Here is a 20,447-nt window from a genome sequence, read left to right on the forward strand (position 1 = left end):
CGCGCGTCGCGGCGCCGAGCCCGAACGGACCTCGAGATCACCGCCTCCCACGACAGCCCGGGCGGGGACGCGCGCGTCGACCCCTGGTCGCGCCGCTTCGGGCTGCTCGTCGCGGCGCTCGTGCTGCTCGCGCTCGCGCTCCGGGTCGCGACGATCGACGTCCAGGGCCTCTGGCTCGACGAGATCTTCACCGTCAACGTCACGGCCGGCGACGACCTCGGGCGGGTCTGGTCGCTCATCCGCCAGACCGAGAACACCCCGCCGCTCTACTACCTCCTGGGCTGGGGCTGGCGGCAGGTCGTCGGGAGCGGCGACGTGGATCTGCGCCTGCTCTCGGCGCTCGTCGGATCGCTCGCCGTCTGGCCCACGGCGCTCCTGGCCCGGCGCGTCGCCGGACCACGCCACGGTGCGGCGGCGGGGCTCCTCGCCGGGCTCCTGCTCGCGGTCAACCCGCTCGCGCACTGGATGGGCCAGGAGGCTCGGACGTACGCGCTCCTGCTGCTCGTCGCCGGCATCGCCTGGCTCGCGCTCGTCGTGGCGCTCGAGGACCCCACGCCGGGCCGCCTGTGGCGCTGGGCCCTCGCGGCCGCCGCGCTCGCGTGGACGCACTACTTCGGGCTGCTCGTGCTCGGCCTCGGCTGGCTGCTCGTCCTGCGCCGGATGCGCGGGACCGGCGCCCCGATCCTGCCCCGCGCCGCGGTCGCCCCCCTCGCGCTGTCCGGCGCGGCGGCCCTCGCCCTCGTGCCGATCGCCCTCGACCAGCAGTCGACCGGCATGTACAACGGCATCGCCTCCGGGGGCGGGCTGCTCGAGCGCACGCTCGCGGCGCCGAAGCAGTTCGCCGTCGGCTACGCCGCCCCCGTCGAGGACCCGCTCGGCTTCGGCGTCGCGCTCCTGCTCGCCGCCGTGCTCCTCGGCGGGTGGCGCGCCGCCCGCGCGGACGGCGGCGCGGCGCGGCGGGCGGCACTCGTCGGCGGGCTGGCGGCCGTCGTGTGGCTCGTGCCCGAGCTCGCCGCGATCGCGGGCTTCGACGTCGTCCTCAGCCGGAACCTGCTGCTCCTCATGCCGGCCCTGTGGGCGCTCGTGGGGATCGCCGCCGCGGCCGGACCGCGGTGGTCGCGCGTGGGCGTCGGGGTCGTCGTCGCCGTGCAGCTCGGCGTCATCGCCTGGGTCGCCGTCACGCCGGGCGCCCAGCGCGACGACTGGCGCGGCGCCTTCCGGGCCGCGGCGGTCGGCGGCGGCCCGCAGCTCCTGCTCGTGGACCGCGACCAGCTGCTGCCCGTCGTCCACTACGTGCCGGGCGCGTGGCGCCTGCCGACGTCGAGCCCGGAGGGCCGCGGGTTCCACTCGATCGCGGTGATCGACCGCCCCGCCGCGCGCGGGAAGGACGTCCCGCGGGTCCGGCCGATCCCGGCGCCGCCGGTCCGCGGCATGCGCCTCGTGCGCGCGCAGGAGCGCAGCGATCAGTGGCGGATCTACGTCTGGGCGGCCCCCGCCGCGGGTGCGACGGTCCCGGTCACCGCCCAGGACGTCTCGTCGCTGCGCCGCGCGGCGTCGAAGGCGGCCTACGTCGTGCCCTGATCGGTGCGGGTCGCGACGGGGTGGCGCCGACGCTAGTCGCGCGGGTCCGGCGGCAGGCGGCGCTGGCGCAGGACGACGGCGACGACGCCGAGCACGACGAGGACGACGATGCTCGGAACGACCCAGCCGGGCGTCCCGTCGCCCTCGCCCGACACGTCCTCGACGGCCGAGCTCGCGTCGTCGGCCGGCGCCGCGTCCGTCGTCGTGCCGGCGCCGGCGGGCGGCGCGGCCTCCGTCGTCGTGGTCGGCGGCGGGGTGCCGCCGCTCGCGGGCGCCTCCGGCGGGCCGGGCGGATCGCGGCGGTCGTTCGTCACCCGCAGCTCGCGGCCGGTGCTCAGCGTGACGTACGCCGCGACGTCCCAGTCCTGCCACGAGCCGCGGTCGGCGGTGCGGATCTCGGCGTGGTGGATGCCGCGCTCGTCGCGCTCGGTCCGGACCCGGAACGCGCGCTCCCGGCCCTTCGGGCGGATCCAGTAGACGACCCGCGCGCCCGCTCCGGAGCCCGCGCCGTCGAGCGTCGTGGAGAGGTCCGCGGCCGCCGACCCGTCGGCCGCGGCGGCCTCCGTCCCCTGGACGAGGATCCGCACGCCGCCGCTGCCGCCCTGGGCGACGGTGATCCCGCCGTGGGCCGCCGCGCTCGCGGGGAGGCCGAGCGCCGCCGCGGCGAGGACCGCGGTGAGCGATCGGGCATCGACGAGCCGGCGCGCGCGCATGCCGTGATCGTCGCAGGACCGGCCGCGCGATGCCCGGCGTCAGGACCGCGGCAGGGTCGTCCAGCTCGACCGGAGCGGGTAGGCGCTGGCGGGCGAGCGGACCACGACGCGGTAGTTGCGCGCCCCGCGCCGGCCGCCGGTCGCGTCGCCCACGCGCACGACGTTCGCGCCCGCGCGCCCGCAGCGGTCGATCCGCCGCACGCGGCGCCACCCGCGCGCGCCGCGCGCCTCGATGTCCACGTGCAGGAGCGCCGCCCGGCGCAGGCGGATGGCGATCCGCATCCCGCGCCGCCCGCGCAGCGCGACGGCGACGCGCTCCAGGGGGCTGCGCGACGTCCGCTCCGCCGTGCCCGCCGCGCACGCGGCGCCGTCCGTCCCCGGCGACGCCGACCCGGCGGTCGCGCCCCGCACCGCGCGGCACCCGGTGACGCGGTCGAACCGGTCGCGCGTGATCGTCCCCGCGTAGGCGGGAGCGCAGGTGATGACCTGCGGGCAGCCGTCGGCGGCGCGGACCTCGCCGGAGCCGCCGCCGAGGCGGATCGCGAGCGGGATCCACGCGCAGACGCCGCTGCCGCCGCCCGCGAGGGTGTTGAGCATGATGAGCGACGACTCGCCCGCCTCGGCGGCGTCGATCGTGACGTCGCGGAACCGCCGCATGTCGCAGCGCCAGGAGGCCAGGCGCCCGTCGACGGCCGCGCAGCCGTCGGGGCCGGGCGCGTACGCGGCCTCGTGGTCGACGATCCACAGGCACGGGACCCGTGCCCCGGCGAACGGCCCGTCGGCCGTCGGGTCCACCGGGCAGCGCAGGTGCGGCAGCACGTTGATCTCGTCGCTCGTCCCGCGCAGCGTCCACGTCAGCGACGTGGTGCCGTCGGCGTTCGGTCGCGCGTCCAGCGCGCCGGACGCGGGGGCCGCCAACGCGACGCCGCCGCTCGTCGGCAGCAGCGCGAGGAGGAGCGCCGCGACGACGAGGGCCGCGACGCGCGAGGTCGGAGCGCGCACGGCGCCAGGCTAGCGCCGGGCCGGCGCCGTCGACCCGGTGCTGGACGGCCGGCCGAACGGCCCGGGTCCCCCGGGCGGCGGGGGTCGCGCCGGGCCTCGCGACCGAGCCCCGAGCCGGCCGGGCGTCGGGTCGCCGACGGGCCGACCGACGCCGCGCGCCGCCGCGCGGATAGCATCCGCGGCCTCATGAGCCAGCGCCTGCAGTCGCCAGAGACGTTCGAGGAGAAGCTGGATCTCCTGCGGGACCTGCGCCACCAGGCGATCCACTCGGCCTCCGAGAAGGCCGTCGAGAAGCAGCACGCCAAGGGCAAGTACACCGCCCGGGAGCGGATCGAGAAGCTGCTCGACGAGGGCTCCTTCCAGGAGCTCGACACGTTCGTCCGCCACCGGACGCACGACTTCGACATGCAGAAGCAGCGGCCGTGGGGCGACGCCGTCGTCACCGGTCACGGCACGATCGACGGCCGCCCGGTCGCGGTCTTCAGCCAGGACTTCACGGTCTTCGGCGGCTCGCTCGGCGAGGTCATGAGCGAGAAGATGTGCAAGGTCATGGACCTGGCCGCGAAGATCGGCTGCCCGGTCATCGGCATCAACGACTCGGGCGGCGCCCGGATCCAGGAGGGCGTCGTCTCGCTCGGCGCCTACGGCGACGTCTTCCAGCGCAACGTCGACTCCTCCGGCGTCATCCCCCAGATCTCGCTGATCATGGGCCCGTGCGCCGGCGGCGCGGTCTACTCGCCCGCCATCACGGACTTCATCGGGATGGTCAAGGAGACCTCCCACATGTTCATCACCGGTCCCGACGTCATCAAGACGGTGACCGGCGAGGAGGTCGGCTTCGAGGAGCTCGGCGGCGCCGTCGCCCACAGCTCGCGCTCCGGCGTCGCGCACTTCGCGTTCGAGGACGAGGACCACGCGCTCGAGGAGACGCGCTACCTCCTCTCGTTCCTCCCGCAGAACAACCTCGAGACCGCGCCGGTCGTCCCCACGAGCGACCCGGCCGACCGCGAGGAGCCGGCGCTCAACGACGCCGTCCCCGCGAACCCGAACAAGCCCTACGACATGCGCGAGGTCATCAAGCTCGTCGCGGACGACGGCGAGTTCTTCGAGGTCCACGAGAACTTCGCGCGCAACATCCTCTGCGGCTTCGCCCGGATCGAGGGCCACTCGATCGGCGTCGTGGGCAACCAGCCCAACCAGATGGCCGGCGTGCTCGACATCGAGGCGTCGGAGAAGGCCGCGCGGTTCATCCGCACCTGCGACGCCTTCAACGTCCCGCTCGTCACGTTCTGCGACGTCCCGGGCTTCCTGCCGGGCACGTCGCAGGAGTGGAACGGCATCATCCGCCACGGCGCGAAGATGCTCTACGCCTACGCCGAGGCGACGGTCCCGAAGGTCACGGTCATCACCCGCAAGGCCTACGGCGGCGCCTACGACGTCATGGCGTCCAAGCACCTCGGGTCGGACATGAACTTCGCCTGGCCCCAGGCCGAGGTCGCGGTCATGGGCGCCGAGGGCGCGGTGAACATCATCTACCGCCGCGACATCTCCGGCTCCCCGACGCCCGACGAGCGCCGCACGGTCCTCATGGACGACTACAAGGCGCGCTTCGCGAACCCGTACGTCGCCGCCGAGCGCGGGTACATCGACGACGTCATCGAGCCGTCGCAGACGCGTGCGAAGGTCGCCACCGCCCTGCGGGTCCTGCGCACGAAGCGCGTCGATCAGCCGAAGCGCAAGCACGGCAACATCCCGCTGTAGGCGGCGGGCGCGCGTCGCCTCGCGGCGCGCCTGCCGCTCCGGCGACTTAAAGTCGCAAACCTGATCGGATTTGTGTATAAAGGTCTCGCGGCGCGCCGAGCGCCGGAGGATCCCGAACCTGCGGGATGCTGCGGACCGGTCTCCCCGGCGTCGTGAGGGCGGCGCCGGGGACTGCGCCGCAGCCGATCCCCACCGAGGAGCCGACCCGTGACCGACGAGCAGCCCACCTTCCGCCCCGAGACGATCGCGCTCCACGGCGGCCAGGAGCCGGACTCCGCCACGAACGCGCGGGCCGTCCCGATCTACCAGACGACCTCGTACGTCTTCGACGACGTCCAGCACGGCGCGGACCTCTTCGCCCTGAAGACGCCGGGCAACATCTACACCCGGATCATGAACCCGACCTGGGACGTGCTGGAGCAGCGGCTCGCCCAGCTCGAGGGCGGTCAGGCCGCCCTCGTCACGGCGTCGGGCCAGGCCGCGATCACGTACGCGATCCTCAACATCGCGCGCGCCGGCGACAACATCGTCTCGGTCACGCAGCTCTACGGCGGCACCTACAACCTCTTCGCCCACACGCTGCCGCAGTACGGGATCGAGGTCCGCTTCGTCGACGCGGACGACCCCGGCGCGGTCGCCCGCGTGGCGGACGAGCGCACGCGCCTCGTCTTCGGCGAGACGATCGGCAACCCGAAGCTCAACGTCCTCGACGTCCGGGCGTGGGCCGACGCCGCGCACGCCGTCGGCGTCCCGCTGATCGTCGACAACACCGTGCCGACGCCGGTCGGCGCGCGGATCTTCGAGGACGGGGCCGACGTGGCCGTCCACTCGCTCACGAAGTTCATCGGCGGGCACGGCACGTCGATCGGCGGGGCGATCGTCGACAGCGGCCGCTTCGACTGGAACGCCCACGCCGACCGGTTCCCCGGCCTCACGAAGCCCGATCCCTCCTACCACGGCGTGGTCTGGACGGAGGCCGCCGGCCCGATCGCGTACGTCCTGCGCGCGCGCACGGTGCTCCTGCGCAACACGGGCGCCGCGCTGTCGCCGTTCAACGCGTTCCTCTTCCTCCAGGGCATCGAGACGCTGCCGCTGCGGATCGAGCGGCACAACGAGAACGCCCTCGCCGTCGCGCGGTTCCTCGAGCAGCACGATGCCGTGACCTGGGTCTCCTACCCCGGCCTGGAGTCCAGCCCGTACCACGAGGTCGCCGAGCGGACCCTCGGCGGGCGGGGCGGGGCGCTCGTGACGTTCGGCGTGGCCGGCGGCTACGAGGGCGGTCGCACGTTCATCGAGGCGCTCTCGATCTTCAGCCACCTGGCGAACATCGGCGACGCGAAGTCGCTGGCGATCCACAACGCCTCCACGACGCACTCGCAGCTCAACGAGGACGAGCTCGCGGCGGCCGGCGTGACCCAGGACACCGTGCGGCTGTCGGTCGGCCTGGAGCACATCGACGACCTGCTCGCGGACCTCGACCAGGCCCTGACGAAGTCCCGGTCGGCGGTCGCCGCCGACTGACCGATCCGCCGGACCCCTGCGCGCACGCGCGCCACGCAGGGGACCACGGCCTGGCCGCCGCGTCCCGACGAGCCCACCCCGTCGGGACGCGGCGGGCCAGGAGCTCCCCGCCATGAGCACCGCCCGCACCGCCGAGTCCTCGCCGTCCGCCGCGCGCGGCGTGCCGCGGACCCCGGGCGGCCTCGGGCTCGTGCGCACGTCGCAGGCGGTCCTCTTCACGCCGGAGGCGCCGCTCGAGCTCGAGCGCGGCGCCGTCCTGGCGCCGGTCGAGGTCGCCTACGAGACCTACGGGACGCTCGACGCCACGGCGAGCAACGTCGTCGTCGTGCCGCACGCGCTGACGGGCGACGCGCACGCGGCCGGCCACCACGGCGATCCCGCCCGGCGCGGCTGGTGGGACGTCCTCATCGGGCCGGGCCGGCCGATCGACACCGATCGCTGGTTCGTCGTGGCGTCGAACCTCCTCGGCGGCTGCCGGGGCACGACCGGCCCGTCCTCGCCGGATCCCGCGACCGGGCGGCCCTACGGGCTCGACTTCCCCGCCCTCACGATCGGCGACCTCGTGCGGGTGCAGCGGGCGCTGCTGCGCCATCTCGGCGTCCGGCGCATCCACGCGGTCGTCGGAGGCTCCCTCGGCGGCATGCAGGCGCTCGAATGGGTGCTGCAGGCGCCCGAGGACGTGGACCGGGTCGTCGTCATCGCGGCGAGCGCGCGGCTGTCCGCGCAGAGCATCGCGCTCTCGACCGCCGCCCGGGAGGCGATCCTCCGCGATCCCGACTTCCAGGGTGGCCGGTACCACGGCACCGGGCGCCGCCCCGACGCGGGGCTCGCGGCCGCGCGGATGATCGGCCACGTGACGTACGTCTCCGAGGAGGCGCTCGAGCGGAAGTTCGACCGCGCGCGGCGCGCGCCGGGTGGCGCGCTCCCCGCCAGCGGCGCGGAGTGGCTGGCCCCGGACTTCGAGGTCGAGCACTACCTCCACCACCAGGCAGCGACGTTCCTGGACCGCTTCGACCCCTTGAGCTACCTCTACCTGACGCGGGTCATGGACCACTTCGACCCGTTCCGGGACCCGGCGCGGCTCGCCGCCGCGGCGGCCGCCGGAGCCCACGCGACGGTGGTGAGCTTCGACAGCGACTGGCGGTTCGGACCGCCCCACAGCGACCGGATCGCCCGCGAGCTGGCCGCCGCGGGCGTCGGCGTCGTCCGTCGGTCGCTGACCTCGCCGTGGGGCCACGACTCGTTCCTGCTGGCGCTGCCCGACTACCTCGCGGTCGTCGCGGCGGCGCTGGAGCCCTGAGCGGGCTCGTGCGTTAGGCCGTGGCGGCCGAGGACGGCCGCGACCGCCGCGGCGCCGGCGTCGGCGCCCTGCGCGCGATCGACGCGCCGGCGGCGCTGAGGCCGACGCCGATCGACGCGACCACCCAGCCGGCCGCGATGCCGAGCGCGAGCGGCAGGACGAGCACGAGCGTCGCGAGCGCCGCCGCGGTGAGCAGCGCACCGCCGAGCAGCACGCGCCCGGGTCGCTGCCCGCGCGTGCCGGCGAGGATCAGGAGGATCGCGACCGCGGCGGTCGCGAGGAGCGGGGGAACCATCGGAATCTCCAGTGGGCGGGGGCCCGGACGCCCCATGGGGGAAGGGCGCATTCCGATCATGCCCGATTTCGGCGACCCGTGCACGTCGAATGTCGCTTCGCCGCTCCCTGCACCGCTCCGACCGCCGGGTGGTCGGCGTCCGGCGAGCCGGTGAGCGGACGCGCAGCGGCGGTACCCTTGGCGCCATGGCCGGCGATCCCGACGTGCGCATCGACGTTCCCGCCTCCGCGTCCCCGGAGGAGGCGGCCGCGCTCGTGGCCGCCGTCGAGCAGTTCCTGCGCGACACGACGCTCGCCGCTCCGGCTCCGAAGCGGACCGACGCGTGGACCCGCGCGGCGCGCCTGGAGGGCGTGCGCCGCGCCCCCGACGCGCACCCCTGGGCCGACTGACCGCCCGTGCTGCCGCACGAGGTCCGCGCGCCCGCGCGGCCGGCGGTCCGCCCGCTGCGCACCCAGGCGCTGTCGCGGGCGCTCCGGCTCGGCACCCGCGTGCCGAGCCCGCGCCTGCAGGCGTGGCGCGCCGCCCGGCGCGGTCCCGGCGCCGCGGTCCTCGACCTCCTCGACGCGGCCGTCCGCACCGGGCCGGTGCGGATCGCCGGCGGCCCCGCCGTCGGCCTGCTCGTGCCGAGCGCGTTGCTGCGGATCGACCACGCGCAGGCGGGGCTGCTCGTGCGCGGCGCCGTCGAGCCCCCCGTCGCCGAGGCCCTGCGCCGCCACCTGCCCGTCGGCGGCGTCCTCTGGGACGTCGGGGCGAACATCGGCTACTTCGCGGCGCTCGGTGGCCGGATCGTCGGACCGGAGGGTCAGGTCCTCGCGCTGGACCCCGTACCGGAGCACGCCTCGTCCGTCGCGGCGATCGCGGCGCTCAACGCGATGCCGTGGGTGCGCTCCCTGCAGGCCGCGGCCTGGCGCGAGGCCGGGGAGGTCGAGCTCGTCCTGCCGGGGGACGGCGCCTGGGCGCACCTGGCGCAGACCGTCGCCGGCCGCGCGGAGGGCCGCCGGATCGCCGCCGCGGCGCTGCGGCTCGACGACCTGCTCGACGATCCCGCGGTGCGGATCCCAGACGTCGTGAAGATCGACGTCGAGGGCGCCGAGCTCGGGGTGCTCGACGGGCTCGAGCGGACCGTCGCCGCGCACCGCCCGGTGCTCGTCGTCGAGACGCACGACACCGCCGACGGCGTCGTGGCGTGGGCGGCGACGCACGGCTACCGGGTCGAGAACCTCGAGCGCCCCACGCCGATCGGCGGTCCCGGCGGCCAGCTGGCGGCGCTCCTGCCGGGGCCGCGCTGACGGGGACGCGGTCGGCGGCTCCCCCGGGGCCCGGATCGGCCCCGTCGACGCCGAGGGGCCGGCGCCGTGCTCGCCGGCGACCGGGGACCGGTGCTCGGGCTCGCGTAGCCTCGGACGGGTGCCCGCGAGCCCGAACACCGGACCCGGGGACCCCGGGGCGCGCCTGCTCGATGTCCCCGGTGGGTCGTTCCTCATGGGCAACGAGGACGAGCGCGCCATCCCCGGCGACGGGGAGGGCCCGGTCCGACGCGTCGCGCTCGCGCCGTTCCGGATCGACGCGCATCCCGTGACGAACCGGCGGTTCGCCGCCTTCGTCGCGGCCACCGGCCACCGGACGCTCGCCGAGCGCGAGGGCTGGTCGTTCGTCTTCGCGGGCCACCTGCCGGCCGACCACCCGCCGACCCGGGCGATCGCCGCGACGCCGTGGTGGCGGCAGGTCCACGGCGCGTCCTGGCGCGCGCCGGAGGGCCCCGGCTCGACGGTCGAGGAGCGCCAGGACCACCCCGTCGTGCACGTGTCCCGGGACGACGCGCTGGCGTTCTGCGCGTGGGCGGGGCTGCGGCTGCCGACCGAGGCCGAGTGGGAGCGCGCGGCGCGCGGCGGCCTCGAGGGCCGCCGGTTCCCCTGGGGCGACGAGCTCGAGCCGCGCGGACGGCACCGCTGCAACGTCTGGCAGGGGCGCTTCCCGGACGAGGACACCGGGGAGGACGGCTGGCGCGGGACGAGCCCGGTCGACGCCTTCCCGCCGAACGGGCTGGGCCTCCACGACGTGGCCGGCAACGTCTGGGAGTGGACCGCCGACCCATGGATCGCGCCCGGGCCGGGAGCGCTGCCGCTGGCCGGCGCGCCCGTCGCGATCCGCGGCGGATCGCACCTCTGCCACGTCTCGTACTGCGAGCGCTACCGCGTCGCCGCCCGCAGCGCCGCGGACCCCGCCGGCACGACGGGGCACCAGGGCTTTCGCTGCGCCGCGGACGCCTGACGCCGTCCGCTCCGCGGCACGGCGCCGCGCGTCGGCCGCCGCGGCGTCAGGCCGGGGCGATCGGGCCGAGCCGCGGCGTCAGGTCGTACGTCTCGAACGACCGGAACCGCGAGAAGACGGGGTGCTCCGGTCCGTGGAAGTCGGCCGAGCCGGTGCTCAGCAGGCCGAGGCGCTCCGCCTCCCCGACGAGGAACCGCGTCTGCGCCTCGTCGAAGCTCGGGTAGAAGGCCTCGACGCCGTCGAGGCCGAGGCCGGCGAACCGCTCGAGCCGCTCGGTCACGGCCGCGGGCGCCTCGACGTCCCAGAACGGGTGCGCCCAGACGGCGACGCCTCCGGCGGCGTGCAGGACGTCGATCGCCTCGGCGACCGTCGGCCGGGTGCGCTCGCGGAAGGCCGGTGCCCCGGGCGTCAGGTACGCGACGAGCAGGTCGGTCGCCGTCTCCAGGCCCTCCGCCGCCCGCCGCTCGGCGTTGTCGGGATGGTCGAACGCCGCGGCGGCGACGTGCGGCCGGCCGATCGTGCCCCCGGCCTCGCGACGCGCCACGAGCGGCGCGTCGTCGACCGCCCAGCCGAGCTCGCGCAGCGCCGCCACCATCCGGTCGCTGCGCCCCACGCGGTCGGCGCGCCACTCCTCGAGCGTCGCGCGCAGGGCCGGGTCGCGATGGTCGATCCCGTAGCCGCAGACGTGCAGGTCCGCGCGGTCGCCGTCCAGGGACGAGACCTCGATCGCCGGGACGAGCGCGATGCCGTCGAGCTCGTCGGCGGCCGCCAGCGCCTCGTCGATCCCCGAGACGCTGTCGTGGTCGGTGAGGGCGAGCAGCTCGACGCCGGCCGCGTGGGCCGCGCGCACGACGTCGGCGGGCGCCAGGGCGCCGTCGCTCGCGGTGGAGTGGGACTGCAGGTCGAAGCGGAGCATGGCGGTGCGGGTGCGGCGGTCAGATGCCGCCGCCGGACTCGAAGACGTAGGTCGGCTCGCGCGGCGAGCGCTGGTGGCGGCGGTTCAGGAGCGCGCCGTCGGGCGGCAGGACGTGCCCGGTGCGCAGCGGATCGTCGGTCTCCTCCATCCACCGATCCAGGCGCTCGCGCAGCTCGGCCAGGACGGTCTCGTACGCGGGGTCGGGGACGCGGTTGACGGTCTCGCCCGGGTCGAAGTGCAGGTCGTAGAGCTGCTCCGGCGGGATCGCCCGCTCGGCCCAGCCGGCGTCGGTGAGGATCTGCTTGGAGGGGCTGTCGTCGACGTTGGGCAGCACCGGTCCGACGTGCTCGTCGTCGTAGCGGCGGATGTACTTGAAGCGCCGCGTGCGCACGGCGCGCTGGGGCTCGTAGGCGGCGTGGAAGGTCATCTCCGCGAAGATCGCGTCGTTCACCTCGACGCTCGCGTCGGCCACGTGGGGCAGCAGCGAGTGCCCCTGGAGCCACGCCGGCCGCTCGACCCCGAGGAGGTCGACGATCGTCGGGAAGAGGTCGATCTGCGAGACGAGCGCGTCGCTCACCCGCCCACCGGTGAAGCCGCCGGGGCCGCGGACGACGAGCAGGACGCCGATCCCGCGGTCGGTGAGGGTCGCCTTGGCCCCGGGGAAGGCGGGACCGTGGTCGGTGGTGAGGACGACGAGCGTGTCGTCGGCCGCGCCGCTCTCGGCGAGCGCGTCGAGGACGACGCCGACGCCCACGTCGAGCGCCGCCGCGGAGCGCTTGAAGGCCGCGACGTCGGTGCGGACCTCCGGCGTGTCGGGCAGGTGCGCCGGCACGGCGACGTACCGCGCCTCCTCCTCCGGGGCCTCGCGCAGCTCGCGGTGGGTCTCGAAGAACCCGACGGAGAGGAAGAACGGGCGCTCGTCGCCGGCGCGGTCGCGCAGCCACGCGGCCGCGGCGGGCGCGACGTGCTCCTGGGTCGTGTCGGGGACCGGCAGCACGTCCTCGTAGCCGAGGACCTCGGGCGTGGCGGAGAGGTGCTGCTCGCCGACGAGCGCCGTGCGGTAGCCGGCGTCGGCGAGGGTGTGGAGCAGGTGGTGCTCGTAGTCCAGGAGCTGCCACCCGCGGTGCGCCAGTCCGAGCATGCCGCCGGTGTGGCTGTACTCGCCGGTGAGGAGCGCGGCGCGGCTGGCGGAGCAGATCGGCGCGGCGGAGAACGCCTGGCGGAAGAGCAGCCCCTCCTCCGCGAGCCGCTGGATCCGGGGCGTGGCGATCGCGTGCCCGTACGGTTGGACCCAGCGACCGGTGTCGTGGGAGTGCAGGTACAGGACGTTGGGTCGACGAGCGGCCACCAGGCGAATACTATGAATCCGATGGGTTTTCCAGAGAATCCGCCGCGTCGCTCGTACGTCGTCGCGGCGACCCCGCGCAGCGGCAGCACGCTGCTCTGCGAGACCCTACGCGCCTCCGCCGTCGCCGGCCGCCCGGAGGAGCCGTTCCAGCGCCTCGCCGACACCGGGCTCCCGCACCAGCCCCGGGACTACTTCCGCGACGTGGGCGACGCGGAGCTGCTCGCCCTGCTGCCGCCTCGCGAGATCCACCGGGCGATCGACGCGGACGACGCCGCGGAGCGGATCGACCGCGCCATCGCGGAGGGCACGACCGCCAACGGCGTGTTCGGGACGAAGCTCATGTGGGGCTACCTCGGCGACTTCCTCGCGGGGGCGCGCCTCGCCCTCGGGGAGCCGGGGCTCGACGACCCGACGACGATCTCCCGCGCCCTCGCCGGCGGCGGCGACGTGGCGTACGTCCAGGTCCGGCGGGCCGACAAGCTCGGGCAGGCGATCTCGCTGTGGCGCGCGATCCAGACCCAGCGCTGGCGCGACGAGGGCGAGGCGGCCGGCGCGTCCTCGGCGATCGCCGCGGCCGACGCGACCGCCCGTGGCGCGGCGGCCCCGGGCTCCCCGGCCGAGCCCGTCTACCACCGCGGCGCCATCGCGCACCTGCGCGACCTGCTCGCGTCCGGCGAGGCGTCCTGGGACGCCTGGTTCGCCCAGCACGGCATCACCCCGGTGCGGGTCGTCGTCTACGAGGACCTCGTCCCCGCCCTCGAGCCGACGGTCCGGGCGCTGCTCGGCGAGCTCGGCATCGAGGACGAGCCCGCCGCGGGGTTCGCGACGCCCCGGATGCGCCGGCAGGCCAACGGCACGTCGGGCGCGTGGCGCGAGCGCTTCCTCGCCGAGGAGAAGGCGACGTGAGCGACCCCCTGCGGGACGCCGAGGCGCACAGCGCCGAGCGGCGCAGCCCGCACGTGAAGTGGCACGAGGGGCACCTGGCCCGCGAGGACCGCTGGCGGGCGCTCGACCAGCAGGGCGCCACGGTCTGGCTCACCGGGCTGCCGGCCTCGGGCAAGTCGACGATCGCCGTGGAGCTCGAGCGCGAGCTCGTCGCGGCCGGGCGCTTCGCCTACCTGCTCGACGGCGACAACGTCCGCCACGGGCTGTCCGGCGACCTGGGCTTCGACCGGGCGGGACGGAGCGAGAACGTCCGCCGCGTCGGCCACGTCGCGCGGTTCTTCGCCGACGCGGGAGGGGTCGCCGTCGCGTCGCTCGTCTCGCCGTTCCGCGAGGACCGCTGGTGGGTCCGGGCCCTGCACGCGGCCGCCGCGCTGCCGTTCGTCGAGGTCTTCGTCGACACGCCGCTGGAGGAGTGCCGCCGCCGCGACCCGAAGGGGCTGTACGCCCGCTCGACGAACGGCGGCCTGCCCGACATGACCGGGGACGGCTCGCCGTACGAGCCGCCGCTCCAGCCCGAGGTCCGCGTGCGGACCGCCCACGAGGACGTCGACGCCGCCGTCGCCCGGATCGTCGCCGCGCTCGCGGACACGGGTCCGGCGGTCGCCACCGTGGACCCGCCGCGGTAGGGGCCGGGCATCCTCGACGGACCGGCGTGGCGCGCCCCGACCGGATTCCGGCACGGAATGGCCGTTCGGCCGATTGGAATGGCTGAATTCCGGGTCCGTGTTGCTACTTTGGATGGCCCGGCCGGTGTCTCCCTCGACCCCCGGCCGCTGCCCGCCTGATGCCCACGGACGCCGTCGCGAAGCTCGAGCTGCCGGACCTCGAGTCCGCCAGCGCCCGCGACGTCGTCGCGTACGCGCTCGAGCGCTACCACCCGCGGATCGCGCTGGCGTGCTCGTTCCAGAAGGAGGAGTCGGTCCTGCTGGACCTCATCTTCTCCGTCCGGCCCGACGCTCGCGTGTTCGCGCTCGACACCGGCCTCCTGTTCGAGGAGACCTACGACCTCTGGCGCCAGGTCGAGGAGCGCTACGACACGACGATCGAGCGCTGGCGCGGCCCGACGCTCGCCGAGCAGGCCGAGCGCTACGGGGATCAGCTCTGGGCGCGCGATCCGTCGCAGTGCTGCGCGATCCGCAAGGTCGAGCCGCTGCGTCGCGGGCTCGCCGAGCTCGACGCGTGGATCACCGGCATCCGCCGCGACCAGTCGCCGGCGCGCGCGACCGCCGCGAAGGTCGAGTGGGACGCCGCCTTCGGCCTCGTGAAGGTCAACCCCCTGGCGGACTGGAGCGACCAGGACGTCTGGCGCCACGTCATGCGCGAGGGCCTGCCGTACAACCCGCTGCACGACCGCGACTACGCGTCGATCGGCTGCGTGCCCTGCACGCGCCCGGGCGCGGGCCGCGAGGGCCGCTGGGCCGGCAACGACAAGACCGAGTGCGGCCTGCACCTCGAGGACGCCTGACCGGCGTCCTCGCGCTCCGCCGCGCATGGATCCGCTCTTCATCCTCTTCGGCCTCGTCGTCGGCGTGCTCGTCGGCCTGACGGGCATCGGCGGCGGGTCGCTGATGACGCCGCTGCTGATCCTCGCCGGCGGCGTTCCACCGACGATGGCGATCGGCACCGACCTCGCGTACGGCGCGGTCACGAAGACCGTCGGCGGCTGGCGCCACCTGCGGATCGGGACCGTCGACCTCGGCGTCTCCAAGTGGCTCGCGTTCGGGTCGGTCCCCGGCTCGCTCGTCGGCGTCTGGCTCGTGCACCGGCTGCACGACGCGGTCGGCGACGACTTCGACGCGGTGCTCCTCACCGGCGTGGCGATCGCGCTGACGATCGTCGCCGTCGCGATCCTCTACCGCGTCCTCTTCGACCCGGGTGCCGCCGACCGCGAGCGCGACACGGTCGAGCTCTCCCGGCGCGTGAAGCTCCAGGCGGTCTCGATCGGCGCGGTGATGGGCGTCATCCTCGGCATGACTTCCGTCGGCTCGGGCGCGCTCATCGGGCTGGCGCTCATCCTCGTCTTCCGCCTGACCCCGCACCGGGTCGTCGGCACCGACGTCTTCCACGCCGCGATCCTCCTCTGGACCGCCGCGCTCGCGCACGGCGTCGCGGGCAACGTCGACCTCGTCATCACCGGCACGCTGCTGCTCGGCTCGATCCCCGGCGTCTGGATCGGGACCTGGCTGCTGCCCCGCGTGCCGGCGGCGGGCCTGCGCCCCGCGCTCGCCTGCGTGCTGCTGGCCAGCGCGCTCGGCGTGCTGTCGAAGGCCGGCGCCGACGTCCCGCCGTGGGCGATCGTCGTCGCGCCGCTCGTCGCCGGTGCCCTCGCCACGTACGTCCATCGCCGCCATCAGCGGCGCCGGCGCCTCGAGCCCCTTCCCGTATGAGCGATCCTTCCTCGACCATGACCGAACCCGCCCTGACGAAGCTCCGCGCGCTGGAGGCGGAGGCGATCCACGTCATGCGCGAGGTCGCCGCGGAGTTCGAGCGCCCGGCGCTGCTCTTCTCCGGCGGCAAGGACTCGATCGTCCTGCTGCGCCTCGCCGAGAAGGCCTTCCGGCCGGGCCGGTTCCCCTTCCCGCTCGTGCACGTCGACACCGGGCACAACTTCCAGGAGGTCCTGGACTACCGCGACCGGCGCGTCGCCGAGCTCGGCGAGCGGCTGATCGTCGCGAAGGTCCAGGACACGATCGACGCCGGTCGCGTCGCCGACGGCTACGACGCCGCGCGGATGACCGGCTCGCGCAACCAGCAGCAGACGCAGACGCTGCTGGACTGCATCGAGGAGCACCGCTTCGACGCGTGCTTCGGCGGCGCGCGCCGCGACGAGGAGCGCGCCCGCGCGAAGGAGCGGATCTTCAGCTTCCGCGACGACTTCGGCGGCTGGGATCCGAAGAACCAGCGGCCCGAGCTCTGGAGCCTCTACAACACCCGGATCCGCCAGGGCGAGAACGTGCGGGTGTTCCCGATCTCCAACTGGACCGAGCTCGACGTCTGGCAGTACATCGCCGAGGAGCGGCTCGAGCTCCCGCCGATCTACTTCGCCCACGAGCGCGAGGTGCTGCGCCGCGACGGGATGCTCTACGCCGTCAGCGCGTTCCTCCAGCCGCGCGAGGGCGAGGCCGTCGAGCGGCTGAGCGTCCGGTACCGCACCGTCGGGGACCTGACGATCACCGGGGCGGTCGAGTCGACCGCGACGGCGCTCGAGGACGTCGTGGCCGAGATCGCCGCCACGCGCGTGACCGAGCGGGGGGAGACCCGGGCCGACGACCGCGCGTCCGAGGCCGCCATGGAGGACCGCAAGACCCAGGGGTACTTCTAGTGTCCGCCGCCGACCAGCTCACCTCCGCCGACCTCCTGCGGGTCGCGACCGCCGGCTCCGTCGACGACGGCAAGTCGACGCTCATCGGCCGCCTGCTCTACGACACGAAGAGCGTCCTGGCCGACCAGCTCGAGCAGGTCGAGCAGGCCTCCGTCCGTCGTCACGGCGAGGGCGTCGTCGACCTCTCGCTGCTCACCGACGGCCTGCGGGCCGAGCGGGAGCAGGGCATCACGATCGACGTCGCCTACCGCTACTTCACGACCGGGGCGCGGAGCTTCATCCTCGCCGACACCCCCGGGCACGTGCAGTACACGCGCAACATGGTCACCGGCGCCTCGACCGCCGACCTGGCGATCGTCCTCGTCGACGCCCGCAACGGGGTGGTGGAGCAGACCCGGCGCCACACGTTCATCGCGTCGCTGCTGGGCCTGCGCCACGTGACGTTCGCGGTGAACAAGATGGACCTCGTCGACTGGGACGAGGACCGGTTCCGCGCGATCGAGGCCGAGACGACCGAGATGTCGCGCCGGCTCGGGATCCCGGACATCCACGTCATCCCGATCAGCGCGCTCCAGGGCACGAACGTCGTCGAGCACGGCGACTCGCCGGACTGGTACCGCGCCGATGCCGATCATCCGACGCTCCTCGAGCACCTCGAGACGGTGCAGATCGCGGCGGACCGCAACCTCACCGACGTTCGCTTCCCGGTCCAGTGGGTCATCCGCCCCGGGGACGCCGATTCCCAGGAGCTGCACGACTACCGCGGGTACGCGGGGCAGGTCTCCGGCGGCATCCTGCGTCCGGGCTCCGCGGTTCGCGTCCTGCCGTCCGGCAAGGAGTCGACGATCGCCCGGATCGAGACGCTGACCGGCGACCTCGACGAGGCCGCCCCGCCGCTCTCGGTGACCGTCCACCTCGCGGACGACCTCGACGTGAGCCGCGGCGACGTCCTCGTCGGACTCGACGACGAGCACGAGGCCCAGGTCCTGCGCGAGCTCGAGGCCGACGTCTGCTGGATGAGCGAGACGCCGCTGCGCCCCGGCGCCCGGCTGCTCGTCAAGCACCTCACGACGACGACCCAGGCGCGCGTCGAGGCCCTGCTGGACCGCGTCGACCTGCACACCCTGGAGCGCGAGGCCGGCCCGGTCGACGCGTTCGGGCTGAACGACATCGGCCGCGTCCGCCTGCGCGTGAAGCGTCCCCTCGTCGCCGACCCGTACGAGCAGGACCGCGCGACCGGGGCGTTCATCCTCATCGACGAGGGCACGAACGACACGGTCGCCGGCGGGATGATCCGCTAGGGCGGCGAACCACTCGCGGGGCGTCCGGTCAGCGCACGACGCCACGGTCGGGGCGGACGACCGCATCCGCAACCCCGGAACTGGTGATCCTCAGCGGCCCGGGGCTAGGCTCGGATCCATGTCGTCCCCGGAACGCGCGCGCGGCGGCGGCGCTGCGCCGACCCCCGCCGACGAGCGCCTCGCGGCGATCGCCGCTGCGCTCCTCGCCGCGCCGTTCCCCGTCGACGCCGTCGGGGTGGTCGCCGGGCTGCCGGAGCGGCGCGCCGACGCGGCGGTCGCCTCGCTCGTCCGGGACGGGACGCTCCTCACCGAGGACCACGGCCGCGCCCGGTTCGCGGACGCCGCGGCGGCGGCACGCCTCCGCGCCGACGTCGCGCCCACCGCCCGCCGGCGGATGCACGCTCGCGCGGCGCGCGAGCTCGCGCGCCGGGGGCGGGTCGCCGAGGCCGCCGAGCACGCGCTGGAGGGCGATGTCGCCGGCGACGGCGAGCTCGTGGAGCTCCTCGAGCGATCCGGGGCCGACGCGCTGCGACGCGGAGCCATCGACCGCGCGCTGCGCGTCCTCGGAGCGGCGGTCCTGGCGCGGGGCGACGAGGCGCGCCCGGAGCTGCTGCGCGGCTGGGCGACGGCGCTGCTGGCGGCCGGGCGCGCCGCCGAGGCCGGGGACGCGGCCCGTGCCGCGCTCCTGCATCCCGCGCTCGACCTCCCGGGGCGGATCGACGCCCTCGGGCTGCTCGGACGGGCGGAGTACCTCACCGGGGCCGGCGACCTCGGTGCGACGGCGCTCGACCGCGCCGTGGAGCTCGCCGCCGACCACGATCGAGTCGCCGCGGTCGGCGCGCTCCTGGACCACGCGACGACCGGCTGGGCGGTGGCCGGTCCGGCCCGCGCGCTCCCCTACAACGAGCGGGCGGTCGCCATGGCGCAGGACGGGCCGGAGGCGCTGCGCTCCCGCGCGCGCGTGTCCCGCGACCAAGTCGCGGCGGAGTGCGGCGACCACGCGGCGCTGCGCGCCGCCGTCGCGCGCGGCGTGCGCCTCGAGCCCGAGCCCGTCGCCTCGTCGCGGACGACGACGGAGCTCGTCTCCCCCGTCGCCGACCTCTACCCGTACGCGCACGCGGCGCAGTTCGCGGACCTGCTGGACGAGAGCCTCGCCGCGCTGGACGCGGCCCTCGAGCGCCTCGTGGAGGCCGGGGCCGACGACGCGGTCTCGATGGTGGAGCTCTTCCGGGCGAACCACCTCATCCGGCGCGGGCGGCTCGCCGAGGCGCTCCGCGGGGCCGACCGCGCGCGCCAGCTCGCCGGCACGCCCCTCGCCGTCCCCGTCGCGCGATCGCTGCGCGATCTCGTCCTCGCGCGACGCGGCGCGCGGCAGGAGCCGGTGGCGGTCCCGACCGAGGGGGTCGCCTGGATCGTGCCGCTCTGGCACGCGTGGGCCGAGGGCATCGCCCGGCTGGAGGAGCGCGACCCGCGGGCGGCCGACGCGTTCGCGCGCATGGAGCGTCGGCTCGCCGACGCCGGCGTGCGCGAGCCGAACCACACCCCGTGGTTCGCCCAGGGCGTCGAGGCCCAGCTGCTCGCCGGTCGACGCGACGACGCCGGCCGCGTCACGGCGCTGCTGGCGGAGCTCGCCGACGGCCATCCAGGCGTCTGGCCGGCGTTCGCCCTCGCCCTCTGCCGCGCGCGGCTCGCCGAGCACGACGGCGACCTCGACGGCGCGATCGCCGGGTTCCACGAGGCGCTGGCGCGGCTGGGGTCCGTCGACCTGCCGCTCGAGCGGGCCGTCGCGCAGCTCGCCCTCGGCGCGGCCCTGCGCCGGAGCGGCCGGCCGGTCGACGCGCGAGCGCCGCTCTCCGCCGCCCTCGCGACGAGCGAGGCCGCCGGCGCCGGTGGCCTGGTCCGGCTGGCGGCCGGCGAGCTGCGGCTCGCCGGCGGTCGCCGACGCCCGGCGCGCGACCGCGACGCGATCAGCCCGGCGGAGCTCCGCGTCGCCCGCGCGGCGGTCGCCGGGCTGACGAACGCGGAGATCGCCCGGACGCTCCACCTCTCGCCGAACACCGTCGCCACCCACCTGAAGCACGTCTACGCGAAGCTCGGCGTGCGGGGGCGGACGCAGCTCGCCGCGGTCGGCCTGCCCGCGGACGCCGACGCCGTCGCGTCCGACTGAGGAC

General features: G+C 75.6%; 19 protein-coding genes. 14 read left to right on the forward strand and 5 right to left on the reverse strand.

Translation table 11 applies throughout. From position 1 onward, the window contains the following. Positions 1-120: 120 nt before the first annotated feature. Complete coding sequence (locus SK069_RS12925) at positions 121-1,581, forward strand: glycosyltransferase family 39 protein (RefSeq protein WP_319954656.1); 1,461 nt, start codon at positions 121-123, stop codon at positions 1,579-1,581. Between the two features lie 32 nt (positions 1,582-1,613). On the opposite strand, the gene SK069_RS12930 is transcribed toward SK069_RS12925, so the two are convergent. Both SK069_RS12930 and SK069_RS12935 read right to left on the reverse strand, forming a co-directional pair. Next, complete coding sequence (locus tag SK069_RS12930; RefSeq protein ID WP_319954657.1) at positions 1,614-2,294, reverse strand: hypothetical protein; 681 nt, start codon at positions 2,292-2,294, stop codon at positions 1,614-1,616. Positions 2,295-2,333: 39 nt separating this feature from the next. Further along, positions 2,334-3,296: a hypothetical protein gene (locus tag SK069_RS12935; protein WP_319954658.1), complete on the reverse strand. Its 963-nt coding sequence runs from the start codon at positions 3,294-3,296 to the stop codon at positions 2,334-2,336. A gap of 186 nt (positions 3,297-3,482) precedes the next feature. Between SK069_RS12935 and SK069_RS12940 the strand changes: the two genes are divergently transcribed. The 3 genes from SK069_RS12940 to metX all read left to right on the forward strand — a co-directional run bounded on the left by SK069_RS12940 (position 3,483) and on the right by metX (position 7,878). Beyond that, positions 3,483-5,057 (forward strand): acyl-CoA carboxylase subunit beta, encoded by a 1,575-nt coding sequence (locus tag SK069_RS12940; protein WP_319954659.1) that lies wholly within the window; start codon positions 3,483-3,485, stop codon positions 5,055-5,057. Between the two features lie 207 nt (positions 5,058-5,264). Next, positions 5,265-6,578, forward strand: a complete 1,314-nt coding sequence (locus SK069_RS12945; RefSeq protein WP_319954660.1) for an O-acetylhomoserine aminocarboxypropyltransferase/cysteine synthase family protein — start codon at positions 5,265-5,267, stop codon at positions 6,576-6,578. A gap of 112 nt (positions 6,579-6,690) precedes the next feature. Beyond that, positions 6,691-7,878, forward strand: a complete 1,188-nt coding sequence (gene metX, locus SK069_RS12950) for a homoserine O-acetyltransferase MetX (RefSeq protein WP_319954661.1) — start codon at positions 6,691-6,693, stop codon at positions 7,876-7,878. A 13-nt stretch (positions 7,879-7,891) separates the two neighbouring features. On the opposite strand, the gene SK069_RS12955 is transcribed toward metX, so the two are convergent. Further along, positions 7,892-8,173: a hypothetical protein gene (locus SK069_RS12955; RefSeq protein WP_319954662.1), complete on the reverse strand. Its 282-nt coding sequence runs from the start codon at positions 8,171-8,173 to the stop codon at positions 7,892-7,894. Between the two features lie 185 nt (positions 8,174-8,358). Here SK069_RS12955 and SK069_RS12960 point away from each other — a divergent pair, with 185 nt between their 5' ends. From SK069_RS12960 to SK069_RS12970, 3 genes are all read left to right on the forward strand, one after another. Beyond that, positions 8,359-8,562, forward strand: a complete 204-nt coding sequence (locus tag SK069_RS12960; protein WP_319954663.1) for a hypothetical protein — start codon at positions 8,359-8,361, stop codon at positions 8,560-8,562. Between the two features lie 6 nt (positions 8,563-8,568). Next, positions 8,569-9,462, forward strand: coding sequence for an FkbM family methyltransferase (locus SK069_RS12965; protein ID WP_319954664.1), 894 nt, complete (start codon positions 8,569-8,571; stop codon positions 9,460-9,462). 118 nt (positions 9,463-9,580) lie between these two features. Further along, positions 9,581-10,444: a formylglycine-generating enzyme family protein gene (locus SK069_RS12970; protein ID WP_319954665.1), complete on the forward strand. Its 864-nt coding sequence runs from the start codon at positions 9,581-9,583 to the stop codon at positions 10,442-10,444. A gap of 46 nt (positions 10,445-10,490) precedes the next feature. Here SK069_RS12970 and SK069_RS12975 read toward each other — a convergent pair whose 3' ends face one another. Both SK069_RS12975 and SK069_RS12980 read right to left on the reverse strand, forming a co-directional pair. After that, the gene (locus SK069_RS12975; RefSeq protein ID WP_319954666.1) at positions 10,491-11,360 is read right to left on the reverse strand and encodes a PHP domain-containing protein; all 870 of its coding nucleotides are present in this window, start codon (positions 11,358-11,360) and stop codon (positions 10,491-10,493) included. A 19-nt stretch (positions 11,361-11,379) separates the two neighbouring features. Further along, positions 11,380-12,708: a sulfatase family protein gene (locus tag SK069_RS12980; RefSeq protein WP_319954667.1), complete on the reverse strand. Its 1,329-nt coding sequence runs from the start codon at positions 12,706-12,708 to the stop codon at positions 11,380-11,382. A gap of 21 nt (positions 12,709-12,729) precedes the next feature. Here SK069_RS12980 and SK069_RS12985 point away from each other — a divergent pair, with 21 nt between their 5' ends. From SK069_RS12985 to SK069_RS13015, 7 genes are all read left to right on the forward strand, one after another. Next, a complete protein-coding gene (locus tag SK069_RS12985) occupies positions 12,730-13,614 on the forward strand; it encodes a Stf0 family sulfotransferase (RefSeq protein ID WP_319954668.1) in 885 nt (294 codons plus the stop codon). Beyond that, entirely contained in the window at positions 13,611-14,279 is a 669-nt protein-coding gene (gene cysC / locus SK069_RS12990) for an adenylyl-sulfate kinase (protein ID WP_319954669.1), read from the forward strand. Before SK069_RS12985 ends, cysC begins: the two co-directional genes overlap by 4 nt. 158 nt (positions 14,280-14,437) lie before the next feature. Next, positions 14,438-15,118, forward strand: a complete 681-nt coding sequence (locus tag SK069_RS12995) for a phosphoadenylyl-sulfate reductase (protein WP_319954670.1) — start codon at positions 14,438-14,440, stop codon at positions 15,116-15,118. A 25-nt stretch (positions 15,119-15,143) separates the two neighbouring features. Continuing rightward, positions 15,144-16,040, forward strand: a complete 897-nt coding sequence (locus SK069_RS13000; RefSeq protein WP_319954671.1) for a sulfite exporter TauE/SafE family protein — start codon at positions 15,144-15,146, stop codon at positions 16,038-16,040. Between the two features lie 17 nt (positions 16,041-16,057). Beyond that, a complete protein-coding gene (gene cysD, locus SK069_RS13005; protein WP_319954672.1) occupies positions 16,058-16,975 on the forward strand; it encodes a sulfate adenylyltransferase subunit CysD in 918 nt (305 codons plus the stop codon). Then, a complete protein-coding gene (locus SK069_RS13010) occupies positions 16,975-18,276 on the forward strand; it encodes a sulfate adenylyltransferase subunit 1 (protein WP_319954673.1) in 1,302 nt (433 codons plus the stop codon). Before cysD ends, SK069_RS13010 begins: the two co-directional genes overlap by 1 nt. A 118-nt stretch (positions 18,277-18,394) precedes the next feature. Further along, entirely contained in the window at positions 18,395-20,443 is a 2,049-nt protein-coding gene (locus SK069_RS13015) for a helix-turn-helix transcriptional regulator (protein ID WP_319954674.1), read from the forward strand. The last annotated feature ends 4 nt before the right edge of the window (positions 20,444-20,447 follow it).

Origin of the sequence: Patulibacter brassicae (genome assembly GCF_033949425.1) — a bacterium.
Taxonomy (GTDB): domain Bacteria; phylum Actinomycetota; class Thermoleophilia; order Solirubrobacterales; family Solirubrobacteraceae; genus Patulibacter; species Patulibacter brassicae.

Bases quoted from the DNA above. Each gene is read 5' to 3' on its own strand.
- SK069_RS12955 (WP_319954662.1), bottom strand. From the start codon at position 8,173: ATGGTTCCCCCGCTCCTCGCGACCGCCGCGGTCGCGATCCTCCTGATC.
- metX (WP_319954661.1), top strand. From the start codon at position 6,691: ATGAGCACCGCCCGCACCGCCGAGTCCTCGCCGTCCGCCGCGCGCGGC.
- SK069_RS13000 (WP_319954671.1), top strand. From the start codon at position 15,144: ATGGATCCGCTCTTCATCCTCTTCGGCCTCGTCGTCGGCGTGCTCGTC.
- SK069_RS12975 (WP_319954666.1), bottom strand. From the start codon at position 11,360: ATGCTCCGCTTCGACCTGCAGTCCCACTCCACCGCGAGCGACGGCGCC.
- SK069_RS12930 (WP_319954657.1), bottom strand. From the start codon at position 2,294: ATGCGCGCGCGCCGGCTCGTCGATGCCCGATCGCTCACCGCGGTCCTC.
- SK069_RS13015 (WP_319954674.1), top strand. From the start codon at position 18,395: ATGTCGTCCCCGGAACGCGCGCGCGGCGGCGGCGCTGCGCCGACCCCC.
- SK069_RS12985 (WP_319954668.1), top strand. From the start codon at position 12,730: ATGGGTTTTCCAGAGAATCCGCCGCGTCGCTCGTACGTCGTCGCGGCG.
- cysD (WP_319954672.1), top strand. From the start codon at position 16,058: ATGACCGAACCCGCCCTGACGAAGCTCCGCGCGCTGGAGGCGGAGGCG.
- SK069_RS12940 (WP_319954659.1), top strand. From the start codon at position 3,483: ATGAGCCAGCGCCTGCAGTCGCCAGAGACGTTCGAGGAGAAGCTGGAT.
- SK069_RS12960 (WP_319954663.1), top strand. From the start codon at position 8,359: ATGGCCGGCGATCCCGACGTGCGCATCGACGTTCCCGCCTCCGCGTCC.
- SK069_RS12995 (WP_319954670.1), top strand. From the start codon at position 14,438: ATGCCCACGGACGCCGTCGCGAAGCTCGAGCTGCCGGACCTCGAGTCC.